At 47.4% G+C, this 17,036-nt stretch carries 17 protein-coding genes; 3 read left to right on the top strand and 14 right to left on the bottom strand.

The window, feature by feature from the left end; translation table 11 throughout:
- Nucleotides 1-136: 136 nt before the first annotated feature.
- The gene (locus ACHZBG_RS07120) at nucleotides 137-868 is read left to right on the top strand and encodes a transglutaminase-like domain-containing protein (RefSeq protein ID WP_320128754.1); all 732 of its coding nucleotides are present in this window, start codon (nucleotides 137-139) and stop codon (nucleotides 866-868) included.
- 65 nt (nucleotides 869-933) lie between these two features.
- Here ACHZBG_RS07120 and ACHZBG_RS07125 read toward each other — a convergent pair whose 3' ends face one another.
- The 12 genes from ACHZBG_RS07125 to ACHZBG_RS07180 form a co-directional block, all read right to left on the bottom strand.
- The gene (locus tag ACHZBG_RS07125) at nucleotides 934-1,953 is read right to left on the bottom strand and encodes a LacI family DNA-binding transcriptional regulator (RefSeq protein ID WP_320128755.1); all 1,020 of its coding nucleotides are present in this window, start codon (nucleotides 1,951-1,953) and stop codon (nucleotides 934-936) included.
- Between the two features lie 140 nt (nucleotides 1,954-2,093).
- Nucleotides 2,094-2,948: a sugar phosphate isomerase/epimerase family protein gene (locus ACHZBG_RS07130; RefSeq protein WP_320128756.1), complete on the bottom strand. Its 855-nt coding sequence runs from the start codon at nucleotides 2,946-2,948 to the stop codon at nucleotides 2,094-2,096.
- Entirely contained in the window at nucleotides 2,941-3,960 is a 1,020-nt protein-coding gene (locus ACHZBG_RS07135) for a zinc-binding alcohol dehydrogenase (protein WP_320128757.1), read from the bottom strand. The genes ACHZBG_RS07130 and ACHZBG_RS07135 overlap by 8 nt, the downstream gene beginning before the upstream one ends.
- A gap of 25 nt (nucleotides 3,961-3,985) precedes the next feature.
- The gene (locus tag ACHZBG_RS07140) at nucleotides 3,986-6,331 is read right to left on the bottom strand and encodes a TIM-barrel domain-containing protein (RefSeq protein ID WP_320128758.1); all 2,346 of its coding nucleotides are present in this window, start codon (nucleotides 6,329-6,331) and stop codon (nucleotides 3,986-3,988) included.
- Nucleotides 6,332-6,337: 6 nt separating this feature from the next.
- Entirely contained in the window at nucleotides 6,338-7,159 is an 822-nt protein-coding gene (locus ACHZBG_RS07145; protein WP_320128759.1) for a carbohydrate ABC transporter permease, read from the bottom strand.
- Complete coding sequence (locus ACHZBG_RS07150; protein WP_320128760.1) at nucleotides 7,152-8,045, bottom strand: sugar ABC transporter permease; 894 nt, start codon at nucleotides 8,043-8,045, stop codon at nucleotides 7,152-7,154. The genes ACHZBG_RS07145 and ACHZBG_RS07150 overlap by 8 nt, the downstream gene beginning before the upstream one ends.
- A gap of 86 nt (nucleotides 8,046-8,131) precedes the next feature.
- The gene (locus tag ACHZBG_RS07155) at nucleotides 8,132-9,388 is read right to left on the bottom strand and encodes a sugar ABC transporter substrate-binding protein (RefSeq protein WP_320128761.1); all 1,257 of its coding nucleotides are present in this window, start codon (nucleotides 9,386-9,388) and stop codon (nucleotides 8,132-8,134) included.
- A gap of 103 nt (nucleotides 9,389-9,491) precedes the next feature.
- The gene (locus ACHZBG_RS07160; RefSeq protein WP_320128762.1) at nucleotides 9,492-10,577 is read right to left on the bottom strand and encodes a Gfo/Idh/MocA family oxidoreductase; all 1,086 of its coding nucleotides are present in this window, start codon (nucleotides 10,575-10,577) and stop codon (nucleotides 9,492-9,494) included.
- Between the two features lie 2 nt (nucleotides 10,578-10,579).
- The gene (locus ACHZBG_RS07165) at nucleotides 10,580-11,740 is read right to left on the bottom strand and encodes a Gfo/Idh/MocA family oxidoreductase (protein WP_320128763.1); all 1,161 of its coding nucleotides are present in this window, start codon (nucleotides 11,738-11,740) and stop codon (nucleotides 10,580-10,582) included.
- A gap of 374 nt (nucleotides 11,741-12,114) precedes the next feature.
- Nucleotides 12,115-13,047, bottom strand: coding sequence for a dienelactone hydrolase family protein (locus ACHZBG_RS07170; protein WP_320128764.1), 933 nt, complete (start codon nucleotides 13,045-13,047; stop codon nucleotides 12,115-12,117).
- The gene (locus ACHZBG_RS07175; protein WP_320128765.1) at nucleotides 12,950-13,306 is read right to left on the bottom strand and encodes a hypothetical protein; all 357 of its coding nucleotides are present in this window, start codon (nucleotides 13,304-13,306) and stop codon (nucleotides 12,950-12,952) included. The genes ACHZBG_RS07170 and ACHZBG_RS07175 overlap by 98 nt, the downstream gene beginning before the upstream one ends.
- A 527-nt stretch (nucleotides 13,307-13,833) precedes the next feature.
- Nucleotides 13,834-14,034, bottom strand: a complete 201-nt coding sequence (locus ACHZBG_RS07180) for a hypothetical protein (RefSeq protein WP_320128766.1) — start codon at nucleotides 14,032-14,034, stop codon at nucleotides 13,834-13,836.
- 165 nt (nucleotides 14,035-14,199) lie between these two features.
- On the opposite strand from ACHZBG_RS07180, the gene ACHZBG_RS07185 reads away from it, so the two are divergent.
- Both ACHZBG_RS07185 and ACHZBG_RS07190 read left to right on the top strand, forming a co-directional pair.
- Complete coding sequence (locus ACHZBG_RS07185; RefSeq protein ID WP_320128767.1) at nucleotides 14,200-14,757, top strand: AAA family ATPase; 558 nt, start codon at nucleotides 14,200-14,202, stop codon at nucleotides 14,755-14,757.
- Entirely contained in the window at nucleotides 14,699-15,433 is a 735-nt protein-coding gene (locus tag ACHZBG_RS07190) for a DUF4143 domain-containing protein (RefSeq protein WP_320128768.1), read from the top strand. Before ACHZBG_RS07185 ends, ACHZBG_RS07190 begins: the two co-directional genes overlap by 59 nt.
- 64 nt (nucleotides 15,434-15,497) lie before the next feature.
- Here the strand turns inward: ACHZBG_RS07190 and ACHZBG_RS07195 are convergent, their stop codons facing one another.
- Nucleotides 15,498-16,184 (bottom strand): L-ribulose-5-phosphate 4-epimerase, encoded by a 687-nt coding sequence (locus tag ACHZBG_RS07195; protein ID WP_320128769.1) that lies wholly within the window; start codon nucleotides 16,182-16,184, stop codon nucleotides 15,498-15,500.
- A 1-nt stretch (nucleotide 16,185) separates the two neighbouring features.
- Nucleotides 16,186-17,031, bottom strand: coding sequence for an L-ribulose-5-phosphate 3-epimerase (locus tag ACHZBG_RS07200; RefSeq protein WP_320128770.1), 846 nt, complete (start codon nucleotides 17,029-17,031; stop codon nucleotides 16,186-16,188).
- Nucleotides 17,032-17,036: the final 5 nt, after the last annotated feature.

The raw sequence follows: 17,036 nt of genomic DNA on the forward strand, positions 1-17,036 counted from the left end.
CTTTTAGCTACTATATTGGTTTGGTGCTAACGGGGGATTTTCAATTCTCTGTTTGGACATATTTTACCAGTATACTCATTCACTATCTGACAACTTGCACATACTGATGGATATGAATTGAGAGGTGTAACGAACAATGGAAATTAGCACGGAAAACGAGCAACAGCAAGCTACGTATCTCGACCCAACCACTTTACTTGATTTTGAATCGTTGCCGATCCAGAAACTTGTACATAAGAGAGAATGGTTGTCGATCACTTCCAAGTCAGAACTCATAGAGGCAGTATATAATTTCGTACGAGATGAAATACCCTACGGCTTCAACAACAAACTCAACCTTACTGCTTCCCAGATATTGGCAGAGGGCTATGGACAATGCATAACCAAGACAACCCTACTCATGGCGCTTTTCAGAGCCGTCTCCATTCCCTGCAGATTCCATGGCTTTACCATAGACAAAGTAGTTCAACGAGGAATACTCAAGGGCATCGGCTACAAGCTGACCCCTGGGCAAATCTACCATAGCTGGGTGGAAATACAGTTCAACAATAGCTGGATAAAACTCGAGGGACATATCGTGGACCGCCCCTACCTGGACAAGCTTAGGGGAATGTTTCCCAATTATATGGGAAGCTTCTATGCCTATGGCATTGCAGTTCTCAATTTCAAGAACCCCCCGATACACTGGATGGAAGAACATACCTACATACAGAAACAGGCAATAGAAAGAGACCTCGGTATCTTCGACAGCCCTGATTCTTTCTTCACAAAATATCCAGGAGCCACTGCCAGGGAGAAGTCCTTGGTTTACCGGCAATTCGTACAGACAAGCATCAACAAGAACATACAGAAGATCAGGGAAACCTGACAATAGAATACGTACCTTGCACAAAAAACCCAGATTCCTGGGTTTTCTGTTTATTGGGACAGCACTTATTTCTGTGAAAGATCCACTTCCGTACTCTTTCTGGGAAGTATCTTGGGTTGCAAGGTAACCACCTCGGTATTCGCTTCCTTCTTGGTCTCGATCATTTCCTTGAGCTTGTACATACCAAGCAAACCCATGTCGTGCAAAGGAATTTCAAACGTAGAGATGGGAGGTGCCCAAAACACGGAGAAATCCCTATTGTCAAATCCAAGAATCTTTATATCCTCTGGAACAGAATAACCCAGATCCTTGATCGCGTTTATCGCACCAGCGGCCAAAAAGTCATTCTCACAGAATATTCCGTCGATCGCCGCATCATTTTCCAACAAACGCTTCGCAGAAACATAGCCATGCTCCGCCTGATAATCCCCAAAAAGGATATTTTCGGCCTTGAGAGCAAGCCCGAATTGTTGTATTCGCCTGGAAAAACCCGTCAACCTGTCAATAGCGGAAACCCTGGTTTCCTGGCCACAGATGATGGCAGGATGCTTTACCCCGCAACTTACCAGATGCTCGGCAGCCTGCAACCCCCCGGCCACATTATCCAGCACAATGGAAGGCATACCAGGAAAAGCCATGTTCACCGAGACCATCGGACAGAAAGGAACAATATCGCTCAAGACCGAAGTATCACCATTGGGAATATGATAACACAACAAGGTACCATCGACATTATGCCCCTTGAGAAAATTATACGCCCGCTTCAAATCCCCATCGAACTCCACGGCAGAGACAAACAACAAAGAATATTGTCCGCTCCCCAACCCTGATTCCATTCCCTTTACGATCCTGCTCACGAAGGACTCTGTTATATCGACAGCCAAACACCCAATGATACCGGAGGATCCTGACTTGAGCCGGGAAGCATTCCAGGAAGGAACATACCCCAGTTCAGCAATGGCAGAGAGGACCTTGGCCCTGGTCTGTTCACCTACCGGTCGCTTCCCGTTCAGGGCATGGGTAACCGTAGCAGGGGAGACCCCTGCCCGTTTTGCGACATCCAGGATAGTAACAGTATCTTTCATAGCCCTTTCCGCCCAAAACTTATCATATACTCCCCTCAAACCAAATTTCCTGATCATCCATTATAGCAGATTTTACCAAGAACCGACACAGTAACGAACCTGATCAATAAAAAACAGGAATACACCGTAACAACACCTTTTCAGGAACAGGAATCCAAAAGATCCTCGGCAAGTTTTCCATACTTTACATACATATTGTACGTATCGGCAAGAGCCACGCCCGTAGCCTCTGCCAACTCCCCTGCCTTCATATGCGGCTCGATGGAAAAAAGACCTGAATACCCCCTGGCAAGCAAATCCTTGACAATGGCAGCGACTTCACTATCACCTTGTCCCGGAAACTGATGAATAGGCTTTCCTTCCACCAATTTGCAATCCTTGATATGGACATGAACGATATGGGGCAGGCAAACCCGGTAGAATTCCCAGGTATCGGCCTTGGTTCCCAAATGACTGATTGGATTGCCCATATCGAAGATGATACCCAGCGAGGGAGAAGGAATCTCTTCAAACAATCTTGTCATATTATCAGGCTTCTCGACGGCCCAGCCATCACAGTTCTCCAAGGCCAGGACCATGCCCTCACCTTGGGCAATGCGGACCAATTCAGTGAGCCTTCGCAGCACTTCTTGCTTCCAAGATTCTTGATCAAGTCCTGCATTCGGATAACTCATGATGCGAATGAGCTTGGTCCCCAGCTCTCTCATACGCGGAATAGATCGCCTCAGATCATCTACATCCTTCTCAAAGGGCGTCGAGATGGGCCTTGCCCAGTTGGCAATCGCAGAGCCAAGACACGAGGCCGTCATGCCCTTCTCCCTCAGCAAATCCCTTGCGCGCAAATAGGAAGGCTCATCCATTTCACAGATATTGACCCCATCGAGGTTACGCAGTTCGATCGAATTCCAGCCAAGGGCCTCATGGGCCTGGATCTGCCCTGCCAGACCGGGGGCAGCCTCATCGGCAAACCCTGTCATCCTTCCCCTGTCAAACATTGCCAGCCTCCTTCCATTGGATGATTATCCCCAAATGGTGGTCACGGTCATCAATAAGCCAATGGTAGGCTTGCTGTATCTGCGAGGGCTGGATATGGTCGGTTATAAACCTATCCGTCTGCAAGGTCCCCTCCTGCAATTCCTGGATGACCTCCCTGGCAAAAGACTCCTGGCTATCAGGTTTTCCGAACATCGGGTACCGATTCTCATGGGCTCCATAGACATCAAGGAACTTTCGGTGGATATGCTTGTACACATCGATTTCCACCAACCCCCTGGTCGATCCCAGAAAGACAACCTCCCCATGTTCATTGACTGTCTTGAGAGCCTCATTGGCCAAGGCAGGAATCCCTGTAGCTTCCACTACCGTATCGACTCCCTTGCCCCCGGTAAGTCTCTCAAGTTCCCCTATCTTGTCAGAGCTCCCATTGTCGAGCACTTCCAAATTGCAACTACGGGCAAAATCCAGCCTTGACTGGGAAACATCGGCAAGGATTACCTGGCGATGGGTCGTATTCTTGTACAACTGCCCACACAAATTCCCGATCATCCCGCCACCATAGACCAAAACGGCCCCTTCTTTCCTTTTCGATACAGCAACCCCTGTATAGGCTATCTGACCAAACCTGGTAAACAAAGCCTGTTCCACGGCTTTTTCGTTGTCCACGAGAAAACACATATCCTTTTTTGTATCGACAAGGGCGATATCGGCATGGGGTCTATAATGCATGACCATATCGCCGATTTCGAATTTCATGACTGCATTTCCCTTCTCGACAACCCTTCCCACACTTGCATAGCCTGCAGCAAGCGGATACCGGGCCCAAGCAATCTCAGGATCGGAAAACCCGATATGAGTCCCCATGAAAAGAGCCAATTCAGTTCCCGGGCTTATCATGGAAACCACGTTCTCGACAATAATCGAAGATTCCTTGAGTTCACCAATCGGGACACTGACCAATTCGGCCTTATATTTTTCCACAAACTGAACTTCCCTTCTGCTACGTTTCATATCCAGACTCCTTCAGTAAAAAACCTTAGAATTCAATCAGTAGTTCCTTGCCAACAGTCAAGCTATCAGGATCGAAGGAATACAGCTCCCTTTCTTTGCAATCAGTGACCGTGCATACCCTATTCGTCCCGCTTACACCTGATCGGGTCTTTCGGATTACCACACAGTTGCTGCCAACCTCAAATTCATAGAGGTTATATTTCCCTTCCTCGAGCCTCGTAATCCCGTCATCCTCGAAATAGAGCGATTTTTTGGTTCCGTTTCGCTTAGGATAGACCCGCAGTTCAAGATCAAGGAACAACGCAGTGTCAAGTTTACCTACCTTCCTGGACAAGGGAATGACACTCCCCTCCTGGACGAACCAGCAAAAATTTCCCAGCTCATTTTCCACGACCAAGTCGGTTCCCCCTTCGTACAGATTTCCCTCGGTCCCTGAGTACCAAGCCACGGTTCCGGGAAGATGAATCGTCCTGCTCTTCACCCCTTTCTCAACAAACAATACTTTCAGGATATCGTTGCCAAAGAGGGTATTGATCTCCCCTTCCTCAATCTCTTCATCAAAGGGAAATTCCAGAGCCAGATTCCTATCCATCGGGAATCCTTGCATGACCGCATTATAGGCACTGGTATAGATATAGGGCATGAAACGATAATGTTCCTTGATAGTCTTCTGTATCAAAGGCAAGGCAGAGTCATACGTCCAAGGCTCCGTAGGTATCCCATCCTCCCGCCAGGAATGAATGACAAACCTAGGTTGCAAGACTGCACTCTCGCAACTTCTTACCAACAGTTCCTCCTCCGGTCTCTCCCCAAAAAATCCTCCGAGGTCATGTCCGTAGAAGGGAATTCCAGAAAGCCCCATACTTACACCCATATGCTGGTTGTATCTAAGGGTTTTCCAGTCACTGCAATTGTCCCCCGACCAAGTCATCGCATACTTCTGCATCCCCGCATATCCGCTTCGCGAACAGATCCAAGGACGTTTGGTCCCCTCTTTTGCCAAAAAAGCCTCATAGGAAGCCTCGCACATCAAAATAGGCAGAAGCGACTTCACCGGATAAGCTTCGACTTCAATATCTTCCATCTCAAATTCGTTGTTATCATTCCAGATACCACTGCAACCAAGGTCCAGATACTGTGTTTCCAGCTCCTTCTGCCACCAACGCTTCGCCTCGGGATTGGAAAAATCGATGAGGGACGCTTCTCCCCCCCAGTAAAATTCCACATAGGGTTTTCCATCCTTGCCCTTGATGAAATATCCCTTGCGTGCAAGTTGCCCGTACCAGGGATGGGTTTTCAATATTCCGGGCTTCAGGTTCATGCAAAGCCGGAAGCCCCGTTGGGCAAGGTCCCCGATGAATTTCTTGGGCTCGGGGAATTTCTCTTTATTCCATAAAAAGGCATACCGTTTTCCATCCGAAGCTTTCAGATACCCAGAAGAAACATACATACCCTCACAGGGTATATCATTGGTAACCACCCGATCGAAAAATTCCTCGATCCTTGCCTTGGCATCATCCCCTTCCACATAGTTCATGCTGGAACCCAAAAACCCGAACGTGAACAAGGGAGGAAACAAAGGCCTTCCGGTCACCTCGTAATAACTATTGATGATTTGCTTGTAGTCATCCCCGTCAAAATAGAAATAGGAGTAGGGACCTTCCTCACAGACAACCGAAAAATAGAACTGGCTTTCCCGTCCAAAATCCATGGAATTGACAAGCGGTTGGTCAAACAGCAAACCACAGAGCGTGGATTTCTTCACGTTCCGCTTGATGAAAAAAGGAATCGACTTATAGAGAGGGTCGCTATTGGAGGCATCATAACCAAGGGAATCCCTGTTAAAGAAACGAAAAAATCGTCCTTTGCGGTCACACAGGCCGCTCTTGTCCCCAAGTCCATAGAAGGCATCCTCATCTTCCAGGGGAAAATTGAACCTTCCTGTCGTACTGCAAGCACCTTCCCTGCCAAGGACCCTGAGCTGATAATCCGGCACCACCGTATCAGCACTGCCGAGCATACCGCCATGTTGGAGAACCTGATTCTTGAAAATCGAGACCAGGACCCGTTTCTTTTCCACGACAATGGAGAGATCTCCACATACAACCTCGAAGGCATCATCCTTTTCCAATAGAAAAGTATCCCTTTCAAAGTCAAAGGTCGTTTTCATTTTATTGGCGGGCCCGCTTATAAGGAGACTCCCCTCTTTTTGACTTTCAGGAATTTCAACTCCCTCGAATTCATAGAGGAATCGCAGTATCTTGGGTGTATATATCTTCAATACAAGCTGGCCTTCACGACAGGCGAAGACATACTCCTTGCCAAGGGAATTTACTTGGCAACAAGTAATGTCAGTAAGGTATTTCTTCATAACATATTATCCTTTTACGGCCCCACTGGTAATCCCGGTCATGAAATAACGCTGGAACAAGAGGAAAACCAGTATCACCGGTACGATCGAGATGGTTGTCATGGCAAGCAAGTCTGACCAGTTGATCTGCAATTGTCCGACAAAACTTGCAAGGGCCTGTTGTATTGTCTGCTTCCTGTTATCTGTTATTACGATCAAGGGCCAGAGATAATCATTCCACCTCCACATGAAGGAAAAAATGGCAATCGTCGCTATGATCGGCTGGCTGAGCGGGACAATGATGCGTACAAAGATATACGACTCCCCGGCCCCATCGATTCTTGCGGACTCGATCATGGAATTGGGAAGGTTGATGATATACTGGCGAGCAAGAAAAATACCCGTGGGAGTCGCAGCAGGGGGTATGATGATTCCCCATAGACTATTGAGCATCCCAAGGTTCTTCAACTGCAAAAATATCGGAATCATTATGACCTGCAAGGGAATCATCAAGGTAGCAATCATTCCATAAAAAATTGCATCCCTTCCCTTGAAGACGTATTTGGCAAGCGCATACCCTGCCATAATATTTACCGTTACGGCAAGCATCGTGGAGACGACGGAGACCAGTACAGTATTGCTGAAGTAAAGCAGAAAATTACCCTGTCGCACGGCACTCGCATAGTTTTGGAAGGTCCAATGCTCAGGCAAAAGTTTCATGGGGATCGTAAAAAGCTCACTTTGGGGCTTGAAGGACGACAACAAGACCCAAAAGATGGGAAAGAGAAAAAACAGCGCAAGCAAGATTACCAGTACATACTGGAACCAAAGTGACTTTTTCCTACTCATAATCCTGTTCCTTTCCGGTCAACTTGAACTGCACCAGGGTAAAGAGACCTATTACCACCATCAGGATGATGGACATGGAGGAGGCATACCCAAGACGGTCCTCGATGAAGGCAACCTCATAGACTTGCTGTACGACAAACTTAGTCGCATACCCAGGTCCCCCCTTGGTCATGGTCACGATCAATTCATACGCCTTGAAGGACTGGATGGTGGCAAGCACCATGACTACCAGCAGGGTGCTGCGAAGCATGGGAAGCGTAATTTTCGAAAACGCCTGCCATTTTTTTGCCCCGTCGATCTCGGCAGCCTCATAGAGTTCCCGGGGAATGGCCTGCAACCCTGCGATATACATAACCATGTAGTAGCCTGACTGCGCCCATACGGTTACGAAAATAACACTTGCCATGGCGAGTCTTCCGTCCGTAAGCCAAGGTACGGGAGCATTCCCGGCAGCCTTTATCAGGTAGTTCACCAGCCCCATCTCATCGCCAAGGATGAATCTCCAGGAAATACCGACGGCTATCATACTGATCAGCGCCGGTATATAGAACACTGCCCGCAACCCCTTTTCCCCCTTCAATACATTTCTGCTTAGAAGCAGGGCCAGGGCCAGGGAAGTGATCATCAGGAAAATAACCGTAAAAATAGAAAACACCAGGGTATTCCCAAAGGTTATCCAATAAACCCCATCATGGGCCAATTCCTTGAAGTTTGCCAAACCCACGAATTTTGTTTCGGAGAAAACTCCGCTGTGGGTAAAAGACAATCGCAACCCCTGCAAGGCAGGATAGATTATGAATACCAGAAAGATAACCAAGTTGGGGAGCAAGAACAGCATCGGAGCCAAGGTTTGGTTGAAATTCCCGTTGAATTTTGCTTTTTTCATGTATGTTCCATACTTTGGGTGTCGGAAACCCAACACCCAAATTCAAAGACCCATTACCAAATATTCTCTATGGCAATACACAAGTACTAAAAATAGGTTGCCCCTTTTACATCAACAGCCTTTGCAGCTGCCTCTGGCGTAAGGTTACCCATAAAGACTTGTACGATCTGGTCCCTTATAAAGGCAGAAACCTTGCTGAACGGCGCGCTCTTCCATTCGTTTGCGGTAAAGGCAGGAGTAACGCTCAGATCATGCTGGAAAACAGCAAAGTCTTCCGTATTTGAGGGATAGGCGATCGCTGCATCGACTCTAGCCGAAAGATTGAAGGTATCGCGGCAATACTGTTCGTTATGGGCCTTGTCGGAGAAAGCTGCCATAAGTTTCATGGCTTCCACCTTGTTCGCGCTATCCTTGAAGGCAGCGACGAATTTCCCGCCAGGAACGGAAGAGTTGATTTCACCCTTCGGAGTCGAGACAGCACACCACTTGAAGTTCTTGACGTTCTTGTTGTAGGTGTTGATGTTCCAACTTCCACCGATATGACAGGCAACGAGACCAGCCTGGAACAACTCAGCCGGATTTTCCGAACCAAGCCATACGCTCTTGGGCATCAGACCTTCGTCCTGGAATTTCTTGAGCATAGTAAGGGTTGCAAGAGTACCTGGATTGTTGAAATCCATACCTGTCTGGTCCTTGTTCAGGAAATGACCACCCATCTCATACATGATCGTAGAGAATCTATGTGGGGTAAAATCGAGGGCAAGTCCATATTTTACCGTATCATTGGCACTGACGACCTTCTTGACAGCCTCTTCCCATTGATCCCAGGTCCAGGTCTTGCTCAATTTTCGTACATCGATCCCGGCTTTGTCCCAGGCATCAAGATTGACCAGCATTCCATTTGCGGTAGCCTCGGTCGGATAGGCACACAATTGCCCCTGGCCATTCTCGGCAAACGCAATCGAAGTGGGCATGAAGTTGGCTTTCACCGCCTTGATATCCGATACATACCCATCGATGGGTTCCAGGGCCGTAATCATGGTTGCCAGATGATTGTTGGTAACCCGGGCCAGATCCGGTGGATTCCCTCCGCTGATCATCAACTTCAGTTTTTGGTCATACTCACTGAAGGCGACCACTTGCATGTCAACCTTTACATTCGGATTGGCTGCAAGATAATCCTTGATGGTATCCAGGAACACATCCGATTCATTGGCGTCATTGAACCACAAGACTTTGAGCGTCACCTCGTTGGCACTCCCGGATTTCTCTGCTGTTCCATTTGCAAACATTGGCATAAGCAAGATCGATAGCAGACTAAACAAGACTAATCCTCTCTTCATATATTTCTCCTTTTGAAAGTAATCAGACTGGAAACAATTCATTTTGACAATACTATGCAAAACGTTTTGCTATTTATCATTAAAAAGGCAGTTCACCCATTTGTCAAGCAAAACCTCTGATCACAGTGGCTTTGGCCTCAGCCTCCATTGCAAGTTCAATGGATCGAAACGTCATTTCTTGGTCCATCGCAGTCTCACTTCTATCCAGGCAATCCCGAATCAACTGGCCAAAGAAAGGATACCCGACCTTACCATGGACCTGGTAATGATATTCTCCATTTTCATCGACCACCAATACATGGTCGGGTTCCTTGCTGGAGGCTATATCCACATACTTGCGCAGCTCGATATACCCCTTGTCCCCGATGATGATCATCCGGCCATCGCCCCAGGTGCATAAGCCCTCCGGGGTGAACCAATCGACACTGAGATAACAAGGAATACCATTATCGGTCTCGAACATGGCTTCCCCGTAATCCTCCAGTCCGGGATACTGCGGATGCCTCAGGTTCCCTACATGACTAGCGATAAGCCGGGCATCCTTCGCCCCTGAATATACCAGGATTTGTTCCAGTTGATGAGAACCGATATCAGTAAGAATTCCCCCATACTTTTCCTTTTCGAAAAACCAGTCGGGACGCGAGAAAAGCCCAAGCCGATGGGGTCCCCATCCCTTGATGGCGACAATATGGCCGATCCTGCCCTCCTCGATGAGTTTTTGGGCATAGATTGCCGCCTCAACATGAATTCTCTCACTATAATAGACGAACCACTTGCGACCTGTTTCCTTCACTTTTTGCCTGGCTCCAAGGAGCTGTTCCTGGGTAGTGAAAGGAGGTTTGTCAGAGAAAAAATCCTTTCCTTTTTCCAGGGCCTTCAAGCCCACTTCAACTCTGTCACAAGCAATGGCCGAAGTGGCGACAAGCTTGATATCCTGTCGATCCAACAAGGCCTCTTCACTTTCCAGTACTGTCACGTGCGGGAATTTCTCCTTGAATGCAGTTACTTTGGCGCTATCCTGGTCATATACATACCCAATCGTTGCACCTGCTTGTTCAAGACCAGTACACATTCCATAGATATGTCCATGGTCAAGGCGAAGAGCCCCGACGATGAATTCGCCTTTCTTGCACACGGAGTCCGACTTTCCTTCCGGTACATAATCCTGTCCACGCTTGCTATCTGCCATGATCATTTCACCTCGCTGGTACCAAGGGAGATTTTCCCCTGGAAATTCTCGACCGACTTGGTCTTTTTATAGAACCGAGGCATCGAGGAAAGCATCGTTTCCTTGCGGTAGAAGGCATCATCCATTCCAATGGGGAACTGTACGGGTTTACCCTGACAGGCACTCTTGTAGATACCCGTGATGACCTCCAGGGCCTTGTAGCCATCCAGACCACTCACCAACAACTCTTCCAATCCCTGGATCGCATGCAGGAAATTTCCTATCTGTCCTGCATGTCCCTCATATTCCAAGGGAGGAATCGCTTCATACAGTGCGTTGAAACGCTTTTCACCGGCTAGGTCCACAAGAGGGAATCCGTTTTCCGTCTGCGCTGCACAATGGATGCTCCAGGGAAGGGAGATGGTCGCTTCTTTGCACTGGATGAAAAATCCCTGTTTTTCGTCATGGTCATTCAACGAGACGGCAAGCGTGGCAACACTGGTGCCATAATCAAAAATGGAAGCAGACGTATCCTCTACTTCAGAATTTTCATGCCCAAGATTCTTTATGAGAGCATAGACACTTTCAGGACTGCCCAAAAGCCAATTCATGAGATCTATCTGATGAACACTATGGTTTAGCGTACATCCACCTCCTTCCTTGTCCCAGGTTCCCCTCCACCAAAGGTCATAATAATTGAGCCCACGATACCACATCGAAATTACACGGCTCATGAGCACCTTTCCGAAATCGCCCCGGTCCAACAGGGTCTTCACCCGCATGATAGGGGTATAGAATCTGTTCTGGGAGACTATGGAAAGGAGTTTTCCACTCTGCTCCATGGCAGAAATCATATGTCTCGCCTCTTGCAAGGAAGATGCCATCGGCTTCTCGCACAGGACATGCTTGCCAGACAGCAGACAGTCACAAGTCACTTTCTCATGCACCGAGGGGGGAAGGCAAATCGAGACAATATCGATGTCATCCATGGAAAGGATCTGATGGTAATCCGTAAGGATCAGTGCATCGACTATTCCATTTTTTGCGGCAAATTCTTTTGCCTTGTCTTCATACATATCGCAAAGAACCTTGATTTTGCAATCCTTGGGAAAAGCTTGGTATCCCTTGACGTGTTCGATCGCAATGTTTCCGATTCCAATGATTGCTACACCTAATGTCTTCATCATTTCCTCCTGACAAGTAAGAAGTATATACCCCATTCTGCAAATTTAGCAAAACAATTTGTCAAATAATTTGCTAAACAGGTCACATACGCTTCCACATTGATTTATAAGCAAATGCACAAACCAATAAAGAAAAGTATCATTCCTTTACTCGCCATCTTCTACTCACCTTTTCCTGTAACAAATCATTTCCGCACCCGCATAGCAGGTGGTTTATTGTTTCGCACGCATTGCGTGCTCAACTGTCTAAGGACCTAGAACAGAAAACCCGACCCTTTGATACAGGTCGGGCAAAAACTAGCTTCAATCTGGCATCGCAGGAAAATACATATTTTCCGTAGAACCAGACAAAGCAAGATGGTCGCGATCAAACACTACTTGGCACCTTTGTGTTCCAATGTAAGACCCACTGCCGTTTGGTCATAAAATCCGGGCCAATAACTATTTTTATCGGTAAATTTTCCATCCGATCCCACTGAATAGACAGCATCACTGCCCTTGGGCACTTTCACATCAAGATAGGATAGCTTGCTAATATCTCCTTTCAACTTTGCCCCAAAGAATGCTGTGACAAAGTGGCAATTAATGCTATCCAGACGCCAAGTATCCCAGACAGGATCGACCCAACGCTTTGCAATGTCCCAGGTGCTATCAAAAGCTTCTTTCGGCTCCGGATTGGGTGCCACGTTGTGGCCACAACCATCATAGCTCAACAAATACCGATCGGAATTCTCTGAGTTGTTCCATAAATCGACAACATTCTTATATCCAACCGTCTTATCCGCAGTACCAACGACCCACAAGGTAGGTGCGGTGATATTCTCTAATGACTCAGGCGTGAACCAGCCGGCCGGTGCAAAGAGAACGGCAGCCTTCACCCGTTTATCTCCCTGATATCCAGCCTTTTCTTGCAAAAGCTTGCTGTTGGCGCCCTGGCTGGCAATTATCTCGTCGGTCATCAAGGCCCCCATGGTACGGAGCCCCCCATACCCTCCCATACTGTATCCAATCAGACCAAGTTTATCGGTATCCATCAGGCCTTTAAGCCATCCATCTTCCTTGTTGAGACGTTCCAATTCATCAAATATAAACCGTTGATCGAGGGAGCGGTATACAAATGCGCTCTTCCATGCGTTGGCATCAAAATCAGAATACGTTGCATCTGTGTGTGCAATGGAAACAACGACATACCCTTTTGTCGCCAAATTTTCACCAAGGTAACTCATCAACATACGTGAACCGGGATAGCCATGGGACACGACCACGACAGGATACGGACCATAGGGAAACATCAGGTTTGCTGTCACGAACAGCACGTCCAAGATAGTCAAAAGGCACAAGATTCCCGAGGTCTTTTCGGCCCATATAGTCCGTATAAGAGCAAAGCTGTTCGGTACCAGCCTCCAGAGAAGCAGGATACCATATTTCTAGGGTAAGCGGTCTATCATACATTGGATACGGATCCTTGTCCGTGGCAGCTATCACATTTACTTGATCCTTGACCTTCATTTGTATGGTCCTGACCCCGATAGGCAAATCCCCGTCTAACTGCCAGTTCTGGTGCACCGGAGACAGGATCTCCAACTATAGATCCCATAGGATACTTCTCCTCATATGATTGTTCTGCCACAGGCTGTGCAAAAACCGTTACACAGCTCAGCGCAAACAAAGCAATCAGTAAAAAAAATTTCTTTCCCTGCATAGTTTACCTCCATTAAAACAAATTTTAGCAAAACGTTTTGCTATAATTACAAGGATAACACGCTTTTTAATTCTGTCAAATTGAACCTGCATTTTTCTTTCCAAAAGAGTAGATGCCAAAGCCTATATTTCCTTTAGTGTTCCCATTGCAAAAAAACTGCGCAAATGAAGGAATAAAGGCAATTTAGGAATGAATGCCCATTCGTGAGAAAACGAAAAAGGATTGCCTCCCTTTGGAAGACTGGTAAAAAGAAAGGCAAATTTCATGAAAACTTGAACCCGTAGCCCTTCGTATCAAAAAAAATCATCGACCGATCCCCTTGATGGCAGTAAGCACTCCTCACAGTCATATCCACTGCCAAGACAGATCGAGAAGACTTCGAACTCGATGCTCAGGCCACCGTCCCGCTTGCATCGCGTTCGTCCCACCCAACCCAAAAAGGTCGAGTCGTTAATCCCGCGTTTCCTGACAAAAGAGGTGAGGCAACAGTTGGTCTGCCGGTACTCCTGCAGAAATTCTCCCACCAAAGGCTTCTTTTGCTCAACCGCACATCTCGTGGGTTGTATCGTCTATAGCAACTTGAAGCTGCCATTTTCTGGCACCAGGAACCTAAACGAGTTCCAGGGCATTCCCCTAGAGCATTTCACCTAAATACTTGCTCCCGAGATGCACATCAGCGTCAGAAGCTTTGACATTGTCCATATTTTCGGCTAATATTTGAATGAGCCAAATATTAGCTGAAATATTAGGAGATTATATGAACTATATCCAGAGGGCAATGGAAAGATTGATTTCAAAGATCACCAAGGAATATCCTGTCATTTTATTGACAGGGCCACGGCAGTGCGGAAAAACTACAATGCTTCAGAAACTTATGGAAGATTCAAAGAACGAAAGAGAGTATGTTTCCTTGGACGACCTGACCTTGCGAGCCTTGGCCAAAAATGATCCAGCTACGTTCTTCCAGCTACATAAACCACCTCTCATGATTGATGAAGTGCAATATGCCCCGGAACTTTTTCCCTATATAAAAATGATCGTGGACAAGAATCACGAACCAGGACTCTTCTATCTTACAGGTTCCCAGCTCTTCAAGCTTATGGAAGGTGTAAAGGAATCTCTTGCAGGCAGGGTTGCTCTGTTGCATTTGTCTCCACTTGCCAATGGCGAAATACTTGGACGACAGGATATACGTCCTTTTGAAGCCAACCTCGAGATGTTATCTGACAGGCAGCAACAAACCAAGAGTGTGACAGTTGCCGACATTTTCTCTTCCATTCACCGAGGAAGCATGCCCTGCCTTGGTCAGCGGTAAGTATTCCGACCTGGATTTATTCTATTCAAGTTATATCGGTACCTATCTCGACCGTGACGTAAAAGAACTGTCGGGAACGATTGATTCCTTGAAGTTCACACGATTTCTCACTGCCTGTGCTGCCAGAAGCAGCCAATTGTTGAATTACAAAGGTATTGGTGAAGATGCCGACATCGACCAAAGCACAGCAAAAAGCTGGCTGAGGATATTGGAAACCCTGGGTATCATCTTCTATCTTCATCCCTACTCAAACAATACCCTAAAGAGAGTTGTCAAGACACCAAAGCTCTATTTTTACGATACGGGCTTGATCTGCTACCTGACACGATGGACAAGTGCAGAGACTGCGATGAACGGTGCAATGAACGGGGCACTCCTGGAAAACTATGTAATTTCGGAAGTGATGAAAAGCTACCAGAATGAAGGCCTGAACCCTCCCCTGTATTATTACAGGGACAAAGATAACAAGGAGATTGACCTTGTCATCGATAAGGATGGCAAACTGTATCCCCTCGAGATCAAGAAAACTGCTATGCCTGACAAGAACTGGGTAAAGGTCTTTTCTGTCCTTAAAAGTCAAGAGTGTATCCTTGGCACTGGTGCCATATTGTGCACTGTCGAGACTTTGGGAGCATTTGACAAGGACAACCTCATCATTCCCATCGGGTTGCTGTAACAAAGGGATATTTCACCCAGTGTCGAAACATAAAATGAACAAAAAAAGCCTGCCTCACAAACCCTTATTGCCCATAATAGGCAGTGGGACCATGCTTGCGATAGTAATGCTTCTCCTGCAAGTGTTGGGGAGCTGGTTGCAAACCAGGTTGCAAAGGCTCACAAAGATAGCCCATTTTCGCTACTTCTTCCAGAACTACAGCAGTATGTACCGCTTTCAGTCCATCGGAACCCCAACAAAAAGGCCCATGATTGGCACATAGCACCGCAGGGGTCGCCAGGACATCACGGTTTTCAAACGCCTCGACGATTACCCTACCGGTATTGAGTTCATACGCCTCGTCAATCTCCCCTTTGGTCAAGGACCGGGTGCAAGGAACCTCCCCGAACAGATAATCGGCATGCGTGGTACCATAGCAAGGAAGAGACCTTCCAGCCTGGGCCCAGGAAGTTGCCCACGTAGAATGGGTATGGACAATTCCCCCGAGCGAGGAAAAATTTCTATAGAGTACCAGATGGGTAGGCGTATCGCTTGAAGGAGCATACCTTCCCTCCACCTTATTTCCTTCCAGATCCATGACAACCATATCCTCGGGACCAAGCTCATCGTAGGCCACCCCGGTGGGCTTGATGACAAAGAGACCCTTCTCCCTGTCGATACCACTGACATTGCCCCACGTGAACGTAACCAAACCATATCTGGACAACAGTATATTCGCTTCATAGACCTGTTTCTTCAAGCCTTCTAGCATTTCAACACTCCTTATCCAGGTAGGCGGAGACAAAATCATGGGCAAACAGGACATCAGCTTCCCATTCAGGATTTCCCTGATACCAGAACTCCGTGACATACCGCCTGACACCCAATTCCCAGGCTTCCCGAATCCCTGAGGGAAAATCAACACCCCCCTCCCCGAACAACAGGTTCCTGAATTGACCTTCCACGGTCTCCTTCAGATGCATTCCCGCAATATGCCCCTTGCCCGATTGCAAGTCAGAGAGGACAGTTCCCCCTATTGAACGTACTGCATTGGTAATGTTGCCAAGGTCAGGGTAGATTTGCAGATACGGAGAGTCGATTTGTCTCACCACAGCCATTGCCTTTCCAACCGTATTGAGAAACGGGGTCTCCATAGTCTCAAACGCCAAGATCACCCCTTGTTTCGCAGCCCAAGATACACATATCTGAAGATTCTGCATAAACCGCTTCCGGGTTTGCTCATCAGACTCCTCGTAATAGACGTCATACCCTGCCAATTGGATAATGCGAATCCCCAGATCCCCGGCAAGGGCAATTGCCTTTGCCATGATCTGCAAAGACCTTTTTTCCGTGGCCGGATCCCTGCTGCCCAAAGGATATTTCCTGTGGCCACTGAGGCACATCGAACCAATGGGAAAGCCCATGACCAAAACAGTATTGGCCAGTAAAGACCTTTCCCCCTGGCTCATATCCAGACGGGCCAACTTCTCATCCGTCTCATCGATGCTGATCTCCAAGAAGTCAAAATGACAGCGCTTGGCAACTTCCATTTTTTCTTTCCAGGACAGTTCTGGGGGAAGCGCTTTCTCATACAGACCCAAGCTATACGGTTTTTCCATGACGT

Origin of the sequence: uncultured Sphaerochaeta sp., from assembly GCF_963676625.2 — a bacterium.
In the GTDB taxonomy this organism is placed as follows: domain Bacteria; phylum Spirochaetota; class Spirochaetia; order Sphaerochaetales; family Sphaerochaetaceae; genus Sphaerochaeta.